Genomic DNA, 18,535 nt, shown 5'->3' with positions numbered 1-18,535 from the left:
GCCCTGCGCAGGCAAGTCGGGTAGAATGCGCGCCCAGTTTTTGGAGATGATCATGACCCTGCTCAAATTCAGCGATGTGTCCCTCGCATTCGGCGCCATGCCGTTGCTGGACAAGGTTTCCTGGCAGATCGCCCGTGGTGAGCGGGTGTGCATCATCGGCCGCAACGGTACAGGCAAGTCGAGCATGCTGCGCCTGATCAAGGGCGAGCAGAAAGGCGACGATGGCGATATCTGGCGTGCCCCGGGCCTGAAGATCGGCGAACTGCCGCAGGAACTGCCGGTTGCCGACGAACGCACGGTGTTCGATGTGGTGGCCGCTGGCCTGGATGGCGTGGGCGAGCTGCTGGCCGAATACCACCACCTGAGCCTGAACATCCACACTGCCGAAGACCTGGACAAGCTGATGCACGTTCAGCACGAGCTGGAAGCTCGTGATGGCTGGCGACTGCAGCAGGTGGTCGAAAGCACCCTCAGCCGCCTGCAACTGCCGGCCGACAAGACCCTGGCCGAGCTGTCCGGTGGCTGGCGCCGCCGTGTGCTGCTGGCCCAGGCGCTGGTGTCCGAACCGGACCTGCTGCTGCTCGACGAGCCCACCAACCACCTGGACATCGGCGCCATCGCCTGGCTGGAAGAGGCCTTGAACAGCTTCAACGGCGCAGTGCTGTTCATCACCCACGACCGTTCATTCCTGCAGAACCTGGCGACGCGCATCCTGGAGCTGGACCGTGGCGGCCTGATCGACTGGAACGGCGACTATGCCAGCTTCCTGGTGCACAAGGAGGCCGAACTGGCTGCCGAGGCGACCGCCAACGCGCTGTTCGACAAGCGCCTGGCCCAGGAAGAGGTGTGGATCCGCCAGGGCATCAAGGCCCGGCGTACCCGTAACGAAGGCCGCGTGCGCGCGCTCAAGGCGCTGCGCGTGGAGCGTGGCGAGCGCCGCGAACGTCAGGGCAAGGCGAACATCCAGATCGAAGTGGCGGACAAGTCTGGCAAGCAAGTGATGCTGCTGGAAAACGTCAGCTTCGCGCACCAGGGCGGGCCGAAGCTGGTCAAGGACTTCTCCATGGTGCTGCAGCGCCAGGACCGTATCGGCCTGCTCGGCGCCAACGGCACCGGCAAGACCACCTTGCTCAAGCTGATGCTGGGTGATCTGCAGCCGACAGCGGGCAAGGTCGAGATCGGCACCAAGCTGGAAGTGGCCTACTTCGACCAGATGCGTCACCAGCTCGATCTGGAAAAGACCGTTATCGATAACCTGGCCGAAGGCCGCGACTTCATTGATATCGATGGCCAGAGCCGCCATGTGCTCAGCTACCTCGGCGATTTCCTGTTCAGCCCTCAGCGTGCCCGTACCCCGGTCAAGGCGTTGTCTGGTGGTGAGCGTGCCCGCCTGCTGCTGGCCAAGCTGTTCAGCAAACCCGCCAACCTGCTGGTGCTGGACGAGCCGACCAACGACCTGGACGTGGAAACCCTCGAGCTGCTCGAAGAGGTGCTGTCGAACTACAAAGGCACTGTCCTGATGGTCAGTCACGACCGGGCTTTCCTCGATAACGTGGTCACCAGCACCCTGGTGTTCGAAGGTGAAGGGCGCGTGCGCGAGTACGTGGGCGGCTACGAAGACTGGATTCGCCAGGGTGGTTCGCCGAAGTTGCTCGGTGTCACCGAAAGCAAGGGCGGCAAGTCCGAGCTCAACAGTGCGGTGGTCGAGAAGGTGTCGGAGCCGGTGGCCCCCGCACCGGTTGCTGCGGCCCCCGATGCGTCGAAGAAAAAGCTCAGCTACAAGCTGCAGCGTGAGCTGGAGATGCTGCCAGGGCAAATTGACCAGGTGGAACAGCGCATGGCCGAGGCGCAGGAAGAAGTGAACGCTGCGGGCTTCTATCAGCGGCCGATTGCCGAGACTTCGGCGGTGCTGGCCAAGATCGAGAAGCTGCAGGGTGAGCTGGATGCACTGGTAGAGCGGTGGGCTGAGCTGGAAGGCTGACATCATCGCAGGGCAAGTCGGATCGCCGCACCGCTGCTCCGACTCGCCCCGCGATCAAGGCATCATTCGGGTTTTTTCAGGCGTACTGCCAATACATCGCACGGCGCGCCATGCAGCACATCGTTGGCGGTGCTGCCCAGCAGCAGGGCCAGGCCATGCCGGCCATGGCTGCCCACCACGATCAGGTCGCACTTCTGGTCTTTCGCCAATTGGTGAATTTCCTGGCGTGGCTGGCCATACACCAGGTGCGAATCGCCTCGGTTGATGTCCGGGTATTTGTTGAACAGGCGGTCCATGCGCTCCTTGGCCTGATCGAACTGTTGCTGCTGCAACTGCGAGAGGTCCATGGGCACGTCACCACCAAAGGCCATGGCCATGGGTTCGACGATATGCACCAGGGAGACCTTCGCGCCGCTGCTCAGGGCGATCGCTTTGGCGCGCTTGATCACCGGGTCGCATTCTTCGGTCAGGTCGACGGCGACCAGAAGATGTTCGTAGGACATGAGCTGTACTCCTGACAATCGCGATAGAAGAAGTATGGTCGCTTTCGCGCGGGTCGTCCGTGAAGCATGAGTAACCCGCTCATTTGCAACGCTTTATAAGGTCTACAGATATGACGGTATGGCTGGTGGTGTCAATCCTTGCGCTGATTCTCAGCCCGCTCGCCTGGTTGCGCCCCTCGCACAAGCAGAGCCGGCAGATGAATCTGCGCCTGGAGGGGCGGCGCATGGGCCTGGCCATGCAGCTGGCGCCGCAGCAGTGGCCGCACTGGCTGGAAAAACAACCCCCCAGTCCATGCCCGCAGTACCACCGGGCACGGCGCAAGGGTCGTGACGACAGCTGGTGCTACTGGCAGGTCAGTACGGGCGTCTGGTGGAACCGTTATCGCGAGTCCTGTGAGGACCCGCGGTTGCTCGAGGCCTTCGCCGGGTTGCCGGAAAGCGTCTACAAGATCGAGGCCGATACCCAGATGGTCGCCCTGTTCTGGGGTGAGCGCGGCGAAGATTCTGTTTTGCAGGATATTGCCAAGGTGCTCGAAACCCTCGCCTGATCCCTTCTCATCAACGACAAAGCGGCGCGCAGGAACCGAAAGGCTCCTGCGCGCCGCTTTGCGTTCTGCTGCGCAGAAAAGGCCAGGCAGGCCGGGAACACGTTGAACACCTGCCAGTGTAGCCAGTGTTGGCGAGCGTGTTTAACAAAATGCAGCCGCTAGCGCTTGCCCATGGTCTATCGCTGACATGAATGGTCGGCGATCACTGTCATCATGCTTCATGCCTGCAGCGTACAAAATGACTGGAAAGTCGCGTTTTCAAGGTGCTTGAGAGCATTTGACAACGCCGATCTTTTCGGAGAATGTGTGCACACCCAAATCAAACGGGCGTATGAATTGAGCGTTTGTATGTCAGATCGCTCTTACAGAACCCCGATTAGCGCGCCGACGGGTGTGCCTGCGGCAAGACACCGGCAGACCGGCTCTTGCGCCAGCGATCGGCGTGTACAGTTCAGCTTCCATATCGTGGAGATCAGTTGATGATTTACGAAGGTAAAGCCATCACGGTTAAGGCTCTTGAAAGCGGCATCGTCGAACTGAAGTTCGACCTCAAGGGTGAGTCCGTCAACAAGTTCAACCGCCTCACTCTGAACGAGCTGCGCGAGGCCGTCGACGCCATCAAGGCCGACGCTTCGGTCAAGGGCGTCATCGTCAGCAGTGGCAAGGACGTGTTCATCGTCGGCGCCGACATCACCGAGTTTGTCGATAACTTCAAGCTGCCTGAGGCCGAGCTGGTTGCCGGCAACCTGGAAGCCAACCGTATCTTCAACGCCTTCGAAGACCTCGAAGTGCCGACGGTTGCCGCCATCAACGGCATCGCCCTGGGCGGTGGTCTGGAGATGTGCCTGGCCGCCGATTACCGGATCATGTCCAGCACTGCCAAAATCGGCCTGCCGGAAGTCAAGCTGGGCATCTACCCAGGCTTTGGCGGCACCGTGCGCCTGCCGCGCCTGGTCGGCTCGGACAACGCCATCGAGTGGATCGCCTCGGGCAAGGAAATTCGTGCCGAAGACGCCCTGAAAGTCGGCGCCGTCGATGCCGTGGTTACCCCTGAGCTGCTGCAGGCGGGTGCACTGGACCTGATCAAGCGCGCCATCAGCGGCGAGCTGGACTACAAGGCCAAGCGCCAGCCCAAGCTGGAGAAACTCAAGCTCAACGCCATCGAACAGATGATGGCCTTCGAGACTGCCAAGGGCTTCGTTGCCGGCCAGGCCGGCCCGAACTACCCAGCGCCGGTCGAAGCCATCAAGAGCATCCAGAAAGCCGCCAACTTCGGCCGTGACAAGGCGCTGGAAGTCGAGGCCGCGGGCTTCGCCAAGCTGGCCAAGACCTCGGTTGCCGAGAGCCTGATCGGCCTGTTCCTGAATGACCAGGAGCTCAAGCGCAAGGCCAAGGCCCATGACGAGATCGCCCACGACGTGAAGCAGGCCGCCGTGCTCGGCGCCGGCATCATGGGTGGCGGCATCGCCTACCAGTCGGCCGTCAAGGGCACGCCGATCCTGATGAAGGACATCCGCGAGGAAGCCATCCAGCTGGGCCTGAACGAGGCGTCCAAGCTGCTCGGCAAGCGCGTCGAGAAAGGCCGCCTCACCCCGGCGAAGATGGCCGAAGCGCTCAACGCCATTCGCCCGACCCTGTCGTATGGCGATTTCGCCAACGTCGATATCGTGGTCGAGGCCGTGGTCGAGAACCCAAAGGTCAAGCAAGCGGTCCTGGCCGAGGTGGAAGGGCAGGTGAAAGCGGACGCCATCCTGGCTTCCAACACCTCGACCATCTCGATCAACCTGCTGGCCAAGGCACTCAAGCGCCCCGAGAACTTCGTCGGCATGCACTTCTTCAACCCGGTGCACATGATGCCGCTGGTCGAAGTCATCCGTGGCGAGAAGTCCAGTGAAGTGGCCGTTGCCACCACCGTGGCCTACGCCAAGAAAATGGGCAAGAACCCGATCGTGGTCAATGACTGCCCGGGCTTCCTGGTCAACCGCGTGCTGTTCCCGTACTTCGGCGGCTTCGCCAAACTGGTCAGCGCTGGTGTCGACTTCGTGCGCATCGACAAGGTCATGGAAAAGTTCGGCTGGCCGATGGGCCCGGCCTACCTGATGGACGTGGTCGGTATCGACACTGGCCACCATGGCCGTGACGTGATGGCTGACGGCTTCCCGGACCGCATGAAGGACGATCGTCGCTCTGCCGTCGACGCGCTGTACGAGGCCAACCGCCTGGGCCAGAAGAACGGCAAGGGCTTCTACGCCTACGAGACCGACAAGCGCGGCAAGCCGAAGAAAGTCTTCGATGCCGACGTGCTCGACGTGCTCAAGCCGATCGTCTTCGAACAGCGTGAGGTTACCGACGAAGACATCATCAACTGGATGATGGTCCCGCTGTGCCTGGAGACCGTGCGCTGCCTGGAAGACGGCATCGTCGAAACCGCCGCCGAAGCCGACATGGGCCTGGTCTACGGCATCGGTTTCCCTCCTTTCCGCGGTGGCGCGCTGCGCTACATCGATTCGATCGGGGTCGCCGAGTTCGTCGCACTGGCCGACAAGTACGCCGACCTGGGGCCGCTGTACCACCCCACCGCGAAGCTGCGCGAAATGGCCAAGAGCGGCCAGCGCTTCTTCAACTGAGCGCCCAACGAGCTAGAGCGAGAATACTGATATGAGCCTGAATCCAAGAGACGTGGTGATTGTCGACTTCGGTCGCACGCCGATGGGCCGCTCCAAGGGTGGCATGCACCGCAACACCCGCGCCGAAGACATGTCCGCGCACCTGATCAGCAAGCTGCTGGAGCGCAACGACAAGGTCGACCCGAAAGAAGTCGAGGACGTGATCTGGGGCTGCGTCAACCAGACCCTGGAGCAGGGCTGGAACATCGCGCGCATGGCGTCGCTGATGACCCAGATCCCGCACACCTCGGCCGCGCAAACCGTCAGCCGCCTGTGCGGTTCGTCGATGAGCGCGCTGCACACCGCCGCCCAGGCGATCATGACCGGCAACGGTGACGTGTTCGTCATCGGCGGTGTCGAGCACATGGGCCACGTCAGCATGATGCACGGCGTGGACCCGAACCCGCACATGTCCCTGCACGCCGCCAAGGCCTCCGGGATGATGGGCCTGACCGCCGAGATGCTGGGCAAGATGCACGGCATCAGCCGTGAGCAGCAGGACCTGTTCGGTGTGCGTTCGCACCAGCTCGCCCACAAGGCGACGGTGGAAGGCAAGTTCAAGGACGAGATCATCCCGATGCAGGGTTATGACGAGAACGGCTTCCTGAAGGTCTTCGACTTCGACGAGACCATTCGCCCGGAAACCACCCTCGAAGGCCTGGCATCGCTCAAGCCGGCCTTCAACCCGAAAGGCGGCACCGTCACCGCCGGTACTTCGTCGCAGATCACCGACGGCGCTTCGTGCATGATCGTCATGTCCGGCCAGCGCGCCATGGACCTGGGCATCCAGCCGCTGGCGGTGATCCGCTCGATGGCGGTGGCGGGCGTGGACCCGGCCATCATGGGTTACGGCCCGGTGCCTTCGACGCAGAAAGCCCTCAAGCGCGCCGGCCTGAGCATGGCCGACATCGACTTCATCGAGCTCAACGAAGCCTTCGCTGCACAGGCCCTGCCAGTGCTGAAAGATTTGAAAGTGCTCGACAAGATGGATGAGAAGGTTAACCTGCACGGCGGCGCCATCGCTTTGGGCCACCCGTTCGGTTGCTCGGGTGCGCGAATTTCCGGCACCCTGCTCAACGTCATGAAGCAGAATGGCGGCACGCTCGGCGTGGCGACCATGTGCGTCGGCCTGGGCCAAGGCATCACCACTGTCTTCGAACGCGTCTGATCGCGTTGCAAGGCAGCAACCGGGGCCCTGTGCCCCGGTTTTTGTTTTTTACAGGATTTGTTCAAGAGGCAGGGCGACATGCAGATACAACCCGGTGTGTACCGGCACTACAAGGGCCCCGAGTATCGTGTGTTCGGCGCTGCGCGCCACTCCGAGACCGAGGAGTGGGTGGTGTTCTACCAGGCCCTGTACGGCGAATTCGGCCTATGGGTGAGGCCGCTTTCGATGTTCCTGGAGTCGGTCGAGGTTGACGGCGAGCAGGTGCCACGCTTTGCTTTGGTCGAGGCCGAAGAAGGGCTGTCCGGGTTGCTGGCCAAGGCCGACGACTGAGCGTTCGCGCTTGACCTCACTGTTTTGCCACTATATATAGCGGTGCCGCGTCTGGCACCTGACGCGTTTTTCATCTTCAGATTCAGGAATACTCCGATCCATGGGCAAATCGCTGGTCATTGTGGAATCCCCGGCCAAGGCCAAGACCATCAACAAGTACCTGGGCAACCAGTACGTGGTGAAGTCGAGTATCGGCCATATCCGCGACCTTCCCACCAGCGGTTCCGCCAGTGCGAGCAAGGAACCGGCGGCCAAGCGTGGCAAGGCCGCAGCTGAGGCTCCGGCACTGTCGCCCAAGGAAAAGGCCCGCCGCACGCTGGTGGCACGCATGGGCGTCGACCCTGAGGCCGGCTGGAAAGCCAAGTACGAGATCCTTCCCGGCAAGGAGAAGGTGATCGAAGAGCTGCGCCGCCTGGCCAAGGATGCCGACACCATCTATCTCGCAACCGACTTGGATCGCGAGGGGGAAGCCATTGCCTGGCACCTGCGCGAAGCCATCGGCGGTGATGACAGCCGCTACAAGCGTGTGGTGTTCAACGAAATTACCAAGAAAGCCATCCAGGAAGCGTTCTCGCAGCCGGGCGAGCTCGACATCGATCGGGTCAATGCCCAGCAGGCGCGTCGCTTCCTCGATCGCGTGGTTGGCTACATGGTTTCGCCGTTGCTGTGGGCCAAGATCGCCCGTGGCCTGTCGGCTGGCCGTGTGCAGTCGGTGGCGGTGAAGCTGGTCGTCGAGCGCGAGCGCGAAATCCGCGCTTTCAACCCGGAAGAGTACTGGGAAGTCCACGCCGACCTGGGCACTGCCAAGAACGCCAAGGTGCGTTTCGAAGTGGCGCGCGAGAAGGGCGAAGCCTTCAAGCCGCTGAACGAAACCCAGGCCATGGCCGCCCTGGAGAAACTCAAGGCGTCGAGCTACAGCGTCAGCAAGCGCGAAGACCGGCCGACCAGCAGCAAGCCCTCGGCACCGTTCATCACCTCCACCCTGCAGCAGGCCGCGAGCAACCGCCTGGGCTATGGGGTGAAGAAAACCATGATGATGGCCCAGCGTCTGTATGAAGCCGGCTACATCACTTACATGCGTACCGACTCGACCAACCTGTCGGTCGATGCCGTGGAAATGGCGCGCAGCTACATCGAGAAAGAGTTCGGCAAGCAGTACCTGCCGGCCGCGCCCATCGTCTACGGCAGCAAGGAAGGGGCCCAGGAAGCGCACGAGGCGATTCGCCCGTCCGACGTCAACACCCACCCGACCAAGCTCACCGGTATGGAGCGTGATGCCGAGCGCCTGTACGAACTGATCTGGCGCCAGTTCCTGGCCTGCCAGATGCCGCCGGCGCAGTACCTGTCCACCAGCGTTACCGTGGCGGCTGGCGATTTCGAGCTGCGTGCCAAAGGCCGCATCCTCAAGTTCGACGGTTACACCCGCGTCTTGCCGCAGCAGAGCAAGCCAGGTGAAGACGACGTGCTGCCCGACATGGCGCAGGGCGAAGCGCTCAAGCTGATCCAGATCGACCCTAGCCAGCACTTCACCAAGCCGCCGGCGCGCTTCACCGAAGCCAGCCTGGTCAAGGAAATGGAAAAGCGCGGTATCGGCCGACCATCGACCTATGCCGCGATCATTTCGACCATCCAGGATCGCGGCTATGTGACCCTGCACAACCGCCGCTTCTACTCCGAGAAAATGGGCGACATCGTCACTGAACGCCTGTCGGAGAGTTTCTCCAACCTGATGGACTACGGCTTCACCGCGGGCATGGAAGAAAATCTCGACGACGTAGCCCAGGGCGAGCGTGACTGGAAGAGCGTGCTGGACGAGTTCTACGGCGACTTCAGCAAGAAGCTGCAGACCGCCGAGTCCACCGAGCATGGCATGCGTGCCAACCAGCCGACCCCAACCAATATCGAGTGCAAGGAATGCGGGCGGCCGATGATGATCCGCACGGCCTCCACCGGCGTATTCCTGGGTTGCTCGGGCTATAGCCTGCCACCCAAAGAGCGTTGCAAGGCCACTGTGAACCTGGTGCCGGGCGACGAGATCGCTGCCGACGACGAAGGTGAGTCCGAGTCGCTGGTATTGCGTGGCAAGCATCGCTGCCCTATCTGCTCGACCGCCATGGACGCTTACCTGCTCGACGAGAAGCGCAAGCTGCACATCTGCGGTAACAACCCGGATTGCGTCGGCTACGAGATCGAAGAGGGCAGCTACCGCATCAAGGGTTACGAAGGGCCGAGCCTGGAATGCGACAAGTGCGGCAGCGAGATGCAGCTCAAGACCGGCCGTTTCGGCAAGTTCTTCGGTTGCACCAATGCTACCTGCAAGAACACCCGCAAGCTGCTCAAAAGCGGCGAGGCGGCGCCACCGAAGATGGACAAGGTGGACATGCCCGAGCTCAAGTGCGAGAAGGTCGACGACACCTACGTGCTGCGTGACGGTGCCTCGGGTCTGTTCCTGGCCGCCAGCCAGTTCCCCAAGAACCGCGAAACCCGTGCGCCGCTGGTGCTGGAAATCGTGCCGCACAAGCACGAGATCGATCCGAAATACCACTTCCTCTGCGAAGCGCCGCAGAAGGACCCTGAAGGCCGCCCGGCGGTGATCCGCTACAGCCGCAAGACCAAGGAGCAGTACGTTCAGTCTGAGGTCGACGGTAAGCCGACTGGCTGGAAGGCGTTCTACGACGGCAAGGCGTGGAAGGTCGAAGACAAGCGCTGATCGCTCAGTGTTTTGATCGGGGCCGCTTAACCCCTATCGCCGACAAACCGGCGATGGGGGTTAAGCGGCCCCACTCATTTGATGACAAGCAAAGCGCAATCCCTGAAACTGCAAGCAATCGCCTTGCAGCCTTCAGGAGGTCACCCGACATGGCCCAGGAACTCTACACCCGCACCAATCAGAAACTGTTCTTTGCCGGCCTTGCGCTGGAGTCCATGGCCAAAGCCTCTGCAAGCGGTGCCATGAACGCCCAGGGGTTGCTCCAGGCCGAGCGCGAAGCGACGTTGTTCCACCTGTATGGTGCCTTGCTGGGCTTGTGCCATGAGATCGCTGGTTTCTACCGCTTGCCGCAAGCGGCTGCGGCACGGGCCGAGCTGCTGCTCAACGATGAGGTGCTGCAGAGCGTGGCAATTCCGGAGATGGCTGAGATGCTGGAACTGGCACGGCAGCCGGAAACCTGGCTGGCTCGCCTGCTTGCAGCTTATGCCGATTTGTTCCGACCGCCGGTCGCGAAGAAAAGCGCGAAAACCGATGTTACCCAGCCATTGATCCAGGCGGTCAATCTGGATGAGGCCGAGCCGCTAGAGCTTTCGCAAGCAGAGCTTGAGGCCTGGCGGAAGAACCTGAAGGACTTGGTGAGACGATTCCGCGACGCGCTGAGTGAGTGCTGACAGCAATCATGGCTGATACACTATCGGCCTTTCGTGAAAAGCAGGCCCCAAGTATGTCAACGTCCTTTCTAGAAATTGTCGAGTTGCCTGACGGCCGGATCGAGCTGCGCCGCGCCGAGGATGAAGGTTCCCTGGTAACCCTGGATTTCTCCGAGGATGCCAAGGCATTCCTGCAAGGACAGCATGTGGAAGTGGCCAAGGCCATGCTCAGTGTCGGTGTGCAAATGGCCGGTCGCTTGGTAGAGGGCGATTTCGAGCGTGATGAAGGGCCGCGCGTCCTTCACTGAGCCACGCTAGAGGTTCACGGCTACAAACAGATGACAGGCAAAGCCTGAACATCAGCCCAGGCGGATGTTCAGGCTTTGTGCTTTTCCGCTGGCGGCGGCGCGCAACAGCTGTTGCCGAGCGCTGTTGCTCACGCTGCCCAGCCAGCTGACGACGGTATGGCTGTGTCCCAGGCGCAATGCTTCGCAAGCCAGCTGCAGGGCGTTCTGGTTGCTGCCTGGCTGAAGCAGCAGGATGCGTTCGCGGTTGAGGCCGGCATCGCGCAGCCATGCTTGCGTGAGGCTGGCAGGCGGGGCGATCAAGGTGAGCCAGCGGCTGTCGTCCTCTTCGCTGAGCTCGCGCAAGACAGGCGCCAACAGGCTTTGGCAATGGCCGGGGGCGCCGCGCAGAGCCAGTTCGCTGAACAGCTCGGGCTGGTTGCTTTTGCGCGGCTGTTCGCGTGCCTTGAAGCCCGGCAAAACCGGATTGGCGAAAAAAGCCTCGAACAGTGGCAACTGGACTTGTTGCGATGCAGGGATGAACGGCTGCATGACGCCTCCTTGATCAGCGGCGCAGGACGCCAACGCTCAAGCCCTCAATCACCAGTTCCTGTTCTTTCAGGTCGACTTCGATAGGGGCGAATTCCGGGTTCTCAGCAATCAGCCAGACCTTGCTGCCTTCACGCTGGAAGCGCTTGACGGTTACTTCGTCACCGATGCGCGCGACCACCACCTGGCCGTTGCGGGCCTCGCGGGTAGTGTGCACGGCGAGCAGGTCGCCGTCGAAGATGCCGATGTCCTTCATGCTCATGCCGTGCACGCGCAGCAGGTAGTCGGCGCGGGGGTGGAAGAATGCAGGGTTGATGCTGCAGGAATCTTCGATGTGCTGTTCAGCGAGGATCGGCGCCCCTGCGGCGACTCGACCAATGATCGGCAGGCCGTTCTCTTCGGCCTTGGCTTCCAGGCCGGGGATACGGATGCCGCGCGAGGCGCCGGGGGTCATCTCGATGGCGCCCTTGCGCGCCAGTGCCTTGAGATGTTCCTCGGCCGCATTGGGCGACTTGAAGCCCAGTTCCTGAGCGATCTCGGCACGGGTCGGAGGGAAACCGTTGTCTTCGAGGCAGCGTTTGATGAAAGCCAGGATCTCGGCTTGGCGTGGCGTCAGTTTCAGCATGGGCGAGGACTCTGTCTTTTTATACAGTGACTGGGATTATATACAGTGGGTTGCGAGCTGCAAGCTGCAAGCTGCAAGAAAGATCAAAAGCCATGCGCATCTTGTCGCTTGCAGCTTGTGACTTGGCGCTTTTAAATGGCGACTGCCCAGTCACCGAGCCTTGACATCAGCAGGCCTGAAACGTATGTTTCAAACAACTGTTTGTCAGGCGGAGTAGTCATGGCCCAATCGGAAACCGTTGAACGCATCCTCGATGCGGCGGAGCAGCTGTTCGCGGAACGCGGGTTCGCAGAAACCTCATTGCGGCTGATCACCAGCAAGGCGGGGGTCAACCTGGCGGCGGTGAACTATCACTTCGGTTCGAAGAAGGCCCTGATCCAGGCGGTTTTCTCGCGTTTCCTCGGGCCGTTCTGCGCCAGCCTGGAACGTGAGCTGGAGCGCCATCAGGCGCGCCCCGAGCAGAAGGCTTCGCTTGAAGAGCTGCTGGAGATGCTGGTCGACCAGGCCCTTGCGGTACAGCCGCGCAGCAACAACGACCTGTCTATCTTCATGCGCTTGCTGGGCCTGGCTTTCAGCCAGAGCCAGGGTCACCTGCGGCGTTACCTGGAAGACATGTACGGCAAGGTGTTCCGCCGCTACATGCTGCTGGTCAATGAAGCCGCCCCGCGCATCCCTCCGCTGGAGCTGTTCTGGCGTGTGCATTTCATGCTGGGTGCCGCGGCGTTCAGCATGTCCGGGATCAAGGCCCTGCGCGCCATCGCCGAGACCGACTTCGGCATCAATACCTCGATCGAGCAGGTGATGCGCCTGATGGTGCCGTTCCTGGCAGCCGGCATGCGCGCCGACACGGGCGTGACCGACGCGGCCATGGCTGCCGCACAGCTGCGTCCACGCAGCAAAACCAGCGCCCCGGCCAAGGCCTGACACACTGGGCGGGGCAGGGCGCTTCAGATAAGCTAGCGCCATGCCCGACCTCGATTTCCTGCACATTTCCCTCGCTGATCAATGCCTCTATGGCTTCGCCCATGGCGTGCTGGTGCTGCGCCTGCCGATCTCCACGGCGCGCAATGGCGCGGGGGAGCGCAAAGGCTCTGGCTGCACGCCACGTGGCCTGCATCAGGTACGCGCCAGGATCGGTAGCGGCCTGCCACAGGGCGCAGTGCTCTGCAGCCGGCGCTGGACCGGTGAGGTCTGGTCGCCGGCGCTGCAAGCGCAGTTTCCCGATCGCGACTGGATCCTAACGCGCATCCTCTGGCTCAGCGGTTGCGAACCGGGGTTCAACCGGCTGGGGCCGGTCGATACCTTCCAGCGTTACATCTATTTGCATGGCACGCCCGACACTGAACCTATGGGCACTGCGCTGTCCCATGGCTGTGTACGCCTGCGCAACGACGATTTGCTTGCCTTGTTCGATCGCGTACCCGCCCATTGCCCGGTACGGATAGACGAGGCCGCTTGCCCGCACTGGGCCTCCCTGAATCTTCAATGAAGGACTCGCTATGACCGCCAGCCTGCAAGGCTCTCTGATGGTAGATATCGCCGGCAAATGGCTGACCGCCGAAGACCGCCATCTGCTGCGCCAGCCCGAAGTGGCCGGCTTGATCATCTTCGCCCGCAATATCGACAGCCCGCGCCAGGTGCGCGAGCTGTGCGCGTCGATCCGTGCCATCCGACCCGAGCTCATCCTTGCCGTGGACCAGGAAGGCGGCCGGGTGCAGCGCCTGCGTCAAGGCTTCGTGCGCCTGCCGGCCATGCGCGCGATCGCCGACAACGACAACGCCGAGTACCTGGCCGAGCAATGCGGTTGGCTGATGGCGACCGAAGTACTGGCGGTTGGCCTGGACCTGAGCTTTGCGCCGGTGCTCGACCTCGACCACCAGCGCAGCGCCGTGGTGGGCAGCCGGGCCTTTGAAGGTAACCCCGAGCGTGCCACGCAATTGGCCGGGGCCTTCATCCGTGGCATGAATGCCGCTGGCATGGCTGCCTGCGGCAAGCACTTCCCCGGGCACGGCTGGGCCGAGGCCGACTCCCACGTTGCCATCCCGGTCGACGAGCGCAGCCTGGAGCAACTGCGCGCCGCGGACCTGGTGCCGTTCAGCCGCCTCAGCGGCCAGTTGGCGGCAGTGATGCCGGCCCACGTCATCTACCCGCAGGTCGACAACCAGCCGGCTGGCTTCTCGCGCCGTTGGTTGCAGGACATCCTGCGTGGCGAGATGGGCTTCGATGGGGTGATCTTCAGCGATGACCTGTCGATGGCTGGCGCTCACGTGGTGGGCGATGCCGCCAGCCGTATCGAAGCCGCGTTGAGCGCCGGTTGCGACATGGGCCTGGTGTGCAATGACCGGGCGGCGGCGGAGCTGGCCCTGAGTGCCGCGCAGCGCATGAAGGTCAAGCCGTCGCCGCGCATCGCGCGCATGCGCGGGCAGGGCTTCGCCTGCACCGATTACCGCCAGCAGCCGCGTTGGCTGGAGGCGCTGGGTGCGTTGAAAGAGGCGCAACTGGTCGATTGACCTTACCGGCCTCTTCGCGGGTAAGCCCGCTCCCACAAACCTTGTGCTAGGCACTGTACCTGTGGGAGCGGGTTTACCCGCGAAGAGGCCGGCACTGGCTTGCCCGGTTTGTCTAACGGCCGCGCTTACCCGGCAGCGGTGCAAACAGCGCGTCAATCTCCTCATCCCCCAACCGCCACTGCCCGGCCTGGCCACTATCGAGCAGCCCGGCCGCCAGCGCCGCCTTCTCCTGTTGCAGCTGCTGGATCTTCTCTTCAACCGTACCCCGAGTGATCAGCTTGAACACGAACACCGGTTTGTCCTGGCCGATGCGATAGGCGCGGTCGGTGGCCTGGTTTTCGCTGGCCGGGTTCCACCACGGGTCGTAGTGGATCACGGTATCGGCTGCGGTCAGGTTCAGGCCGGTGCCGCCGGCCTTGAGGCTGATCAGGAACACCTCGCTGTCGCCGTTCTGGAACTGCTGCACCGGGGCGCGGCGATCACGGGTGTCGCCGGTCAGCAGGCTGTAGCGGATGCCGCGTTTCTCCAGCTCGAACTCGATCAGTGCCAGCATCGAGGTGAACTGCGAGAAAAGCAGGACCTTGCGCCCCTCGCTGAGCAATTCCTCGAGCATCTCCAGCAGGCTGCCCAGCTTGCCCTTGTCGGCGAAGTTGCCCTTGCTTTCGGTGCCCTGGACCAGGCGCAGGTCGCAGCACACCTGGCGCAGCTTGAGCAGGGCGTCGAGGATGATGATCTGGCTACGCGCCGCGCCGTTGCGGGCGATCTCGTCACGGACCTTCTTGTCCATCGCCACCCTGACCGCCTCGTAGGTGTCGCGCTGGGCGTCACTGAGCTCGACCCAGTGGATCATCTCGGTCTTGGCCGGCAGCTCGGTGGCCACTTGTTCCTTGGTGCGGCGCAGCAGGAACGGCCGGATGCGGCTGGCCAGGTGGGCCATGCGCTCGGTGTCGCCGTGGCGTTCGATCGGGGTGCGGTAGTCCTGGGTAAAGCGCTTGCTGTCGCCCAGCCAGCCGGGCATCAGGAAATGGAACAGCGACCACAGCTCGCCCAGGTTGTTTTCCATGGGCGTGCCGGTGAGGCACAGCCGCTGGGTGGCCTGCAATTCGCGCACGGCCTGGGCTGCCTTGCTGGTGCTGCTCTTGATGTTCTGCGCCTCGTCCAGCACCAGCAGGTGCCAGGGTTGTGGCTTGAGGTGCTCAAGGTCGCGGGGCACCAGCGAGTAGGTGGTCAGCACCAGGTCGTAGTCGCCCAGTGTGGGGAAATGCTTGTTGCGGCCTGGGCCGTGCAGGGCCAACACCCGTAGCTCGGGGGCGAAGCGCTTGGCTTCGTCGAGCCAGTTGGGCACCAGGCTGGTGGGCATCACCGCCAGGGCTGGATGGGTCAGGCGCCCGGCCTCTTTCTCCAGCAGCAGGTGGGCAAGCGTCTGCAGGGTTTTGCCCAGGCCCATGTCGTCGCCGAGGATGGCGCCGGTGCCCATCTCGCGCTGGGCTTGCAGCCAGTTCAGGCCTTGCTGTTGATAAGGGCGCAGGGTTGCATTGAGGCCTTTGGGGGCTTGCACCTGCAGGTCGCGGGCGTCGCGCAGGCGCCGGCCCAGGTCGCGCACCTGGGCGCCACCTTCCCACAGCAGGGGCAGGTGTTCGATGTCGTTCAGGCGCGCGGCGTCAGCGCGCTCCAGGCGCAGGCTCGGGCCGACGGCGTCTTCGTGCAGGTACAGCTCGCCGAGGGTGCCCATCACCGCCTTGATGCGCCCGTAGGGCAGGGCGACGCGCAGGGCAGGGCTGTCGTGGCGGGCGCGGTTGAGGTCGATCAGCAGGTGTTCGTCGTCGCTGCGCCGTGCCAGCTCGCTGGCGCGCAGCAGTTCCGGGCTGCTGCGCAGCAACTGCAGGACGATGGGCAGCAGGCTGTGGCGCTGGCCCTCGACCACGATACCCAGCTCCAGATCGAACCATTCGTGGCCCGGCGCTTCGTCGATGGTGGCGTACCAGTCGTCGACCTCGTGCAGGTTGAAGGCGAAGTCGCGGTGCACATCCACTGCCCAGCCGGCTTCACGCAGGCGCGGCAGGCCCTCGCGGGCAAAGCGCAGCCAGGCTTCGTCATCGGCCAGCTGATACATCTCGCCGGCGCTGTCGGGCAGTGCTTTGCTCTGGCGGGTGGCGGGTTTGAAGCCGGCATCGCGCAAGGTGTTGCGCAGCGCCTGCTCGGCCTGGGGCTGGCGGCGGATACGCTGGCTGGTGCTCTCGACCAGGCGGGTCAGCGGCTTGCTGTCGTTGCCACTGGTGCGCAGGCCGTCGTAATCGAACGACAGCGCTGCGCGGTGTTGCATCTGCCGCTGCATGCGCCCGGTCTTTGGTGTGTAGGCGCTGTATTCGAGGCTGCCGAGGGTCAGGCGCGCCGTGGGCTGGATGTCCTCGATCTGCTCGCTGCGCACCGTCGTGGGCGTCGGTACCTGGCGATTGAGGGCGTTCAGGCGGTGGCTCAACGGCACGATCAGGTGTTCCGGGACCGTGGGCGCGCTGGCCAGCTGGCTGGCGATGAACGGGTCGAGATCATGCAGCAGTTTGCCGCTCTGTCCCGTTTGCGGGTCTACGTAGTAGAGCGGTTCGAGTGGCAACGCCAGCCAGTGCGCCTTGTCTTCATGGTGCCAGGCGCCGCGGTAGCTGCCATTGTCCAGCCGTACCCAGCGAAAATCGGCATGCAGGTCGGGCCCTGGGGCGAGCGGGGTCTGCTGTTCGCTGTACAGCAGCCGGCCCGTTGCCAGCGCGTACTCGTAAAGGTCCGCACCTTTCTTGCCTTCCAGGCGAGCAATGGGCAGGGCGTAATCCTTGCTCATGGCGTCGATCAGGCGCAGTGTGCGCAGGTCTTCGTCAGTCACGTAGCGCGGTGTGTAATAGATCAGCTCCGGCATCGAGCCGGGGCGTGTCAGTTTCAAGCTGCCGTCGGCCTGGCGCGTGCCCTTGAACACGCTGAGCATGCACCGGCCGTGATCGATACCCAGCAGGTAATACAGCGACGGGCCCTTGCGCTTGGTCGGTTCGCTGGCGGGTGTCGCCGGTACCTCGAGTGCCTCCACCCAGTGCGCAAGTTCGGGCGGCAAGTCCAGAGAGTGCGACGCGGCAGGGAGGTGTTGATCACCTTCGACATGCTCAGCGCCGCGCTCAAGGACGAACAGGGCAGCCGCACAGTGCTTGCAGTTATTGCCTACCGGGCATGAGCAGGTGCCGTCACACGCCAGGCCGTCCCCGGTCATGTTCAGCGTGATCCGCTGGTAATAGACGCGGCCAGCGGAACCATGGCATTCGGCGCGGATGGTCGTGCCGAGGATCGACACGATCTCGCTTCTGCCCTCTTCGGCATACTTCAGGCCGCGCTGCAGTGCCCCGCGGTCGAACGCGAACGTCCAGCCGTCGTGATTACGGACGAGGAACTGCGCATCGCTTTCGCTCACCTCACTGCTCCATCATCTCCGGGTCCGGCAGCGGCATCTTGCGCATGCCGGCAGGCGATACCTTGATCAGCACGGCCAGGTGACCGCCGTCGAGGAAGGTCAGCTGGCCAGCCTTCATGTTGCTGTTGCTCTGCTTGAGCTGTTCGCTCTGCAGCACGCTGCCATTGCTGTCGAGCTGGTTGACCCAGAAGTTGGCGTCGACGGCGATGAAGCGATCTTCCTTGATGCTCAGGTTGCCTTCGATGGGGAAGTGGCCGAACTGTTCGTTGCCGGCGCTCAGGGCGATGGCCTCGCCGTCCTGCTGCCAGGCTTTGTGCAGCAGCACGGTGTAGTCGGCGGTGGCCTGCAGGCGGGTGATTTCGTCACCCAGCCCGGCCGGGCGCTCGGCGCCTTTTTCCAGGCGCGGCGCGCCGGCGCTCCAGTCTTCCGGGGCGAACGGGCTGGTGATTGCCGGCACGGCGTTCTGCCGCACCAGGATCATTTCCACCTGATAGGGGCCTGCGGCGAAGGCGGTCGGGGCGAGCAACGCCAGCAGCAGGGTCAGGGAACGAATGGCACGCATGGAG

Annotated in this window: 16 protein-coding genes; 11 read left to right on the top strand and 5 right to left on the bottom strand. The window is 63.1% G+C overall.

Annotated elements, in window-relative coordinates:
• Positions 1-52: 52 nt before the first annotated feature.
• Positions 53-1,981, top strand: a complete 1,929-nt coding sequence (locus ACQ4N9_RS15825) for an ATP-binding cassette domain-containing protein (protein WP_390967408.1) — start codon at positions 53-55, stop codon at positions 1,979-1,981.
• 62 nt (positions 1,982-2,043) lie between these two features.
• On the opposite strand, the gene ACQ4N9_RS15820 is transcribed toward ACQ4N9_RS15825, so the two are convergent.
• A complete protein-coding gene (locus ACQ4N9_RS15820) occupies positions 2,044-2,484 on the bottom strand; it encodes a universal stress protein (protein WP_390967409.1) in 441 nt (146 codons plus the stop codon).
• Between the two features lie 110 nt (positions 2,485-2,594).
• Here ACQ4N9_RS15820 and ACQ4N9_RS15815 point away from each other — a divergent pair, with 110 nt between their 5' ends.
• The 7 genes from ACQ4N9_RS15815 (at position 2,595) to ACQ4N9_RS15785 (ending at position 10,864) form a co-directional block, all read left to right on the top strand.
• Positions 2,595-3,032, top strand: coding sequence for a hypothetical protein (locus ACQ4N9_RS15815; RefSeq protein ID WP_390967410.1), 438 nt, complete (start codon positions 2,595-2,597; stop codon positions 3,030-3,032).
• Between the two features lie 479 nt (positions 3,033-3,511).
• Entirely contained in the window at positions 3,512-5,659 is a 2,148-nt protein-coding gene (gene fadB, locus ACQ4N9_RS15810) for a fatty acid oxidation complex subunit alpha FadB (protein ID WP_390967411.1), read from the top strand.
• A 31-nt stretch (positions 5,660-5,690) separates the two neighbouring features.
• The gene (gene fadA, locus ACQ4N9_RS15805) at positions 5,691-6,866 is read left to right on the top strand and encodes an acetyl-CoA C-acyltransferase FadA (RefSeq protein WP_125463366.1); all 1,176 of its coding nucleotides are present in this window, start codon (positions 5,691-5,693) and stop codon (positions 6,864-6,866) included.
• 78 nt (positions 6,867-6,944) lie between these two features.
• Positions 6,945-7,196: a DUF1653 domain-containing protein gene (locus ACQ4N9_RS15800; protein ID WP_125463367.1), complete on the top strand. Its 252-nt coding sequence runs from the start codon at positions 6,945-6,947 to the stop codon at positions 7,194-7,196.
• A 100-nt stretch (positions 7,197-7,296) separates the two neighbouring features.
• Positions 7,297-9,906: a type I DNA topoisomerase gene (gene topA, locus ACQ4N9_RS15795; RefSeq protein ID WP_390967412.1), complete on the top strand. Its 2,610-nt coding sequence runs from the start codon at positions 7,297-7,299 to the stop codon at positions 9,904-9,906.
• Between the two features lie 149 nt (positions 9,907-10,055).
• A complete protein-coding gene (locus ACQ4N9_RS15790; protein WP_390967413.1) occupies positions 10,056-10,577 on the top strand; it encodes a DUF6586 family protein in 522 nt (173 codons plus the stop codon).
• Positions 10,578-10,630: 53 nt separating this feature from the next.
• Positions 10,631-10,864: a hypothetical protein gene (locus tag ACQ4N9_RS15785; protein ID WP_043215749.1), complete on the top strand. Its 234-nt coding sequence runs from the start codon at positions 10,631-10,633 to the stop codon at positions 10,862-10,864.
• A gap of 51 nt (positions 10,865-10,915) precedes the next feature.
• On the opposite strand, the gene sulA is transcribed toward ACQ4N9_RS15785, so the two are convergent.
• A complete protein-coding gene (gene sulA, locus ACQ4N9_RS15780) occupies positions 10,916-11,392 on the bottom strand; it encodes an SOS-induced cell division inhibitor SulA (protein ID WP_347150097.1) in 477 nt (158 codons plus the stop codon).
• Between the two features lie 13 nt (positions 11,393-11,405).
• Positions 11,406-12,014: a transcriptional repressor LexA gene (gene lexA, locus ACQ4N9_RS15775; RefSeq protein WP_153785128.1), complete on the bottom strand. Its 609-nt coding sequence runs from the start codon at positions 12,012-12,014 to the stop codon at positions 11,406-11,408.
• 219 nt (positions 12,015-12,233) lie between these two features.
• On the opposite strand from lexA, the gene ACQ4N9_RS15770 reads away from it, so the two are divergent.
• The 3 genes from ACQ4N9_RS15770 to nagZ are packed head-to-tail and all read left to right on the top strand — an operon-like array spanning position 12,234 to position 14,524.
• Positions 12,234-12,938 carry a TetR/AcrR family transcriptional regulator gene (locus ACQ4N9_RS15770; RefSeq protein ID WP_390967414.1) on the top strand — a complete coding sequence of 235 codons (705 nt, stop codon included), beginning with the start codon at positions 12,234-12,236 and terminating at the stop codon, positions 12,936-12,938.
• A 40-nt stretch (positions 12,939-12,978) separates the two neighbouring features.
• Positions 12,979-13,503, top strand: a complete 525-nt coding sequence (locus ACQ4N9_RS15765) for a L,D-transpeptidase family protein (protein WP_390967415.1) — start codon at positions 12,979-12,981, stop codon at positions 13,501-13,503.
• 22 nt (positions 13,504-13,525) lie between these two features.
• Positions 13,526-14,524, top strand: a complete 999-nt coding sequence (gene nagZ, locus ACQ4N9_RS15760; protein WP_189654564.1) for a beta-N-acetylhexosaminidase — start codon at positions 13,526-13,528, stop codon at positions 14,522-14,524.
• A 112-nt stretch (positions 14,525-14,636) separates the two neighbouring features.
• Here nagZ and ACQ4N9_RS15755 read toward each other — a convergent pair whose 3' ends face one another.
• On the bottom strand, positions 14,637-17,969 hold the full coding sequence (locus ACQ4N9_RS15755; RefSeq protein ID WP_390967416.1) for an SNF2-related protein: 3,333 nt from the start codon (positions 17,967-17,969) through the stop codon (positions 14,637-14,639).
• 1 nt (position 17,970) lies between these two features.
• Positions 17,971-18,531, bottom strand: a complete 561-nt coding sequence (locus ACQ4N9_RS15750) for a CsiV family protein (protein WP_390967417.1) — start codon at positions 18,529-18,531, stop codon at positions 17,971-17,973.
• Positions 18,532-18,535: the final 4 nt, after the last annotated feature.

It is taken from the genome of Pseudomonas sp. ES1 (genome assembly GCF_050586605.1).
Taxonomy (GTDB): Bacteria; Pseudomonadota; Gammaproteobacteria; order Pseudomonadales; family Pseudomonadaceae; genus Aquipseudomonas; species Aquipseudomonas sichuanensis.
The sequence above is the reverse complement of the archived record's forward strand: the minus strand, read 5'-3'. Positions and strand labels throughout refer to the sequence as shown.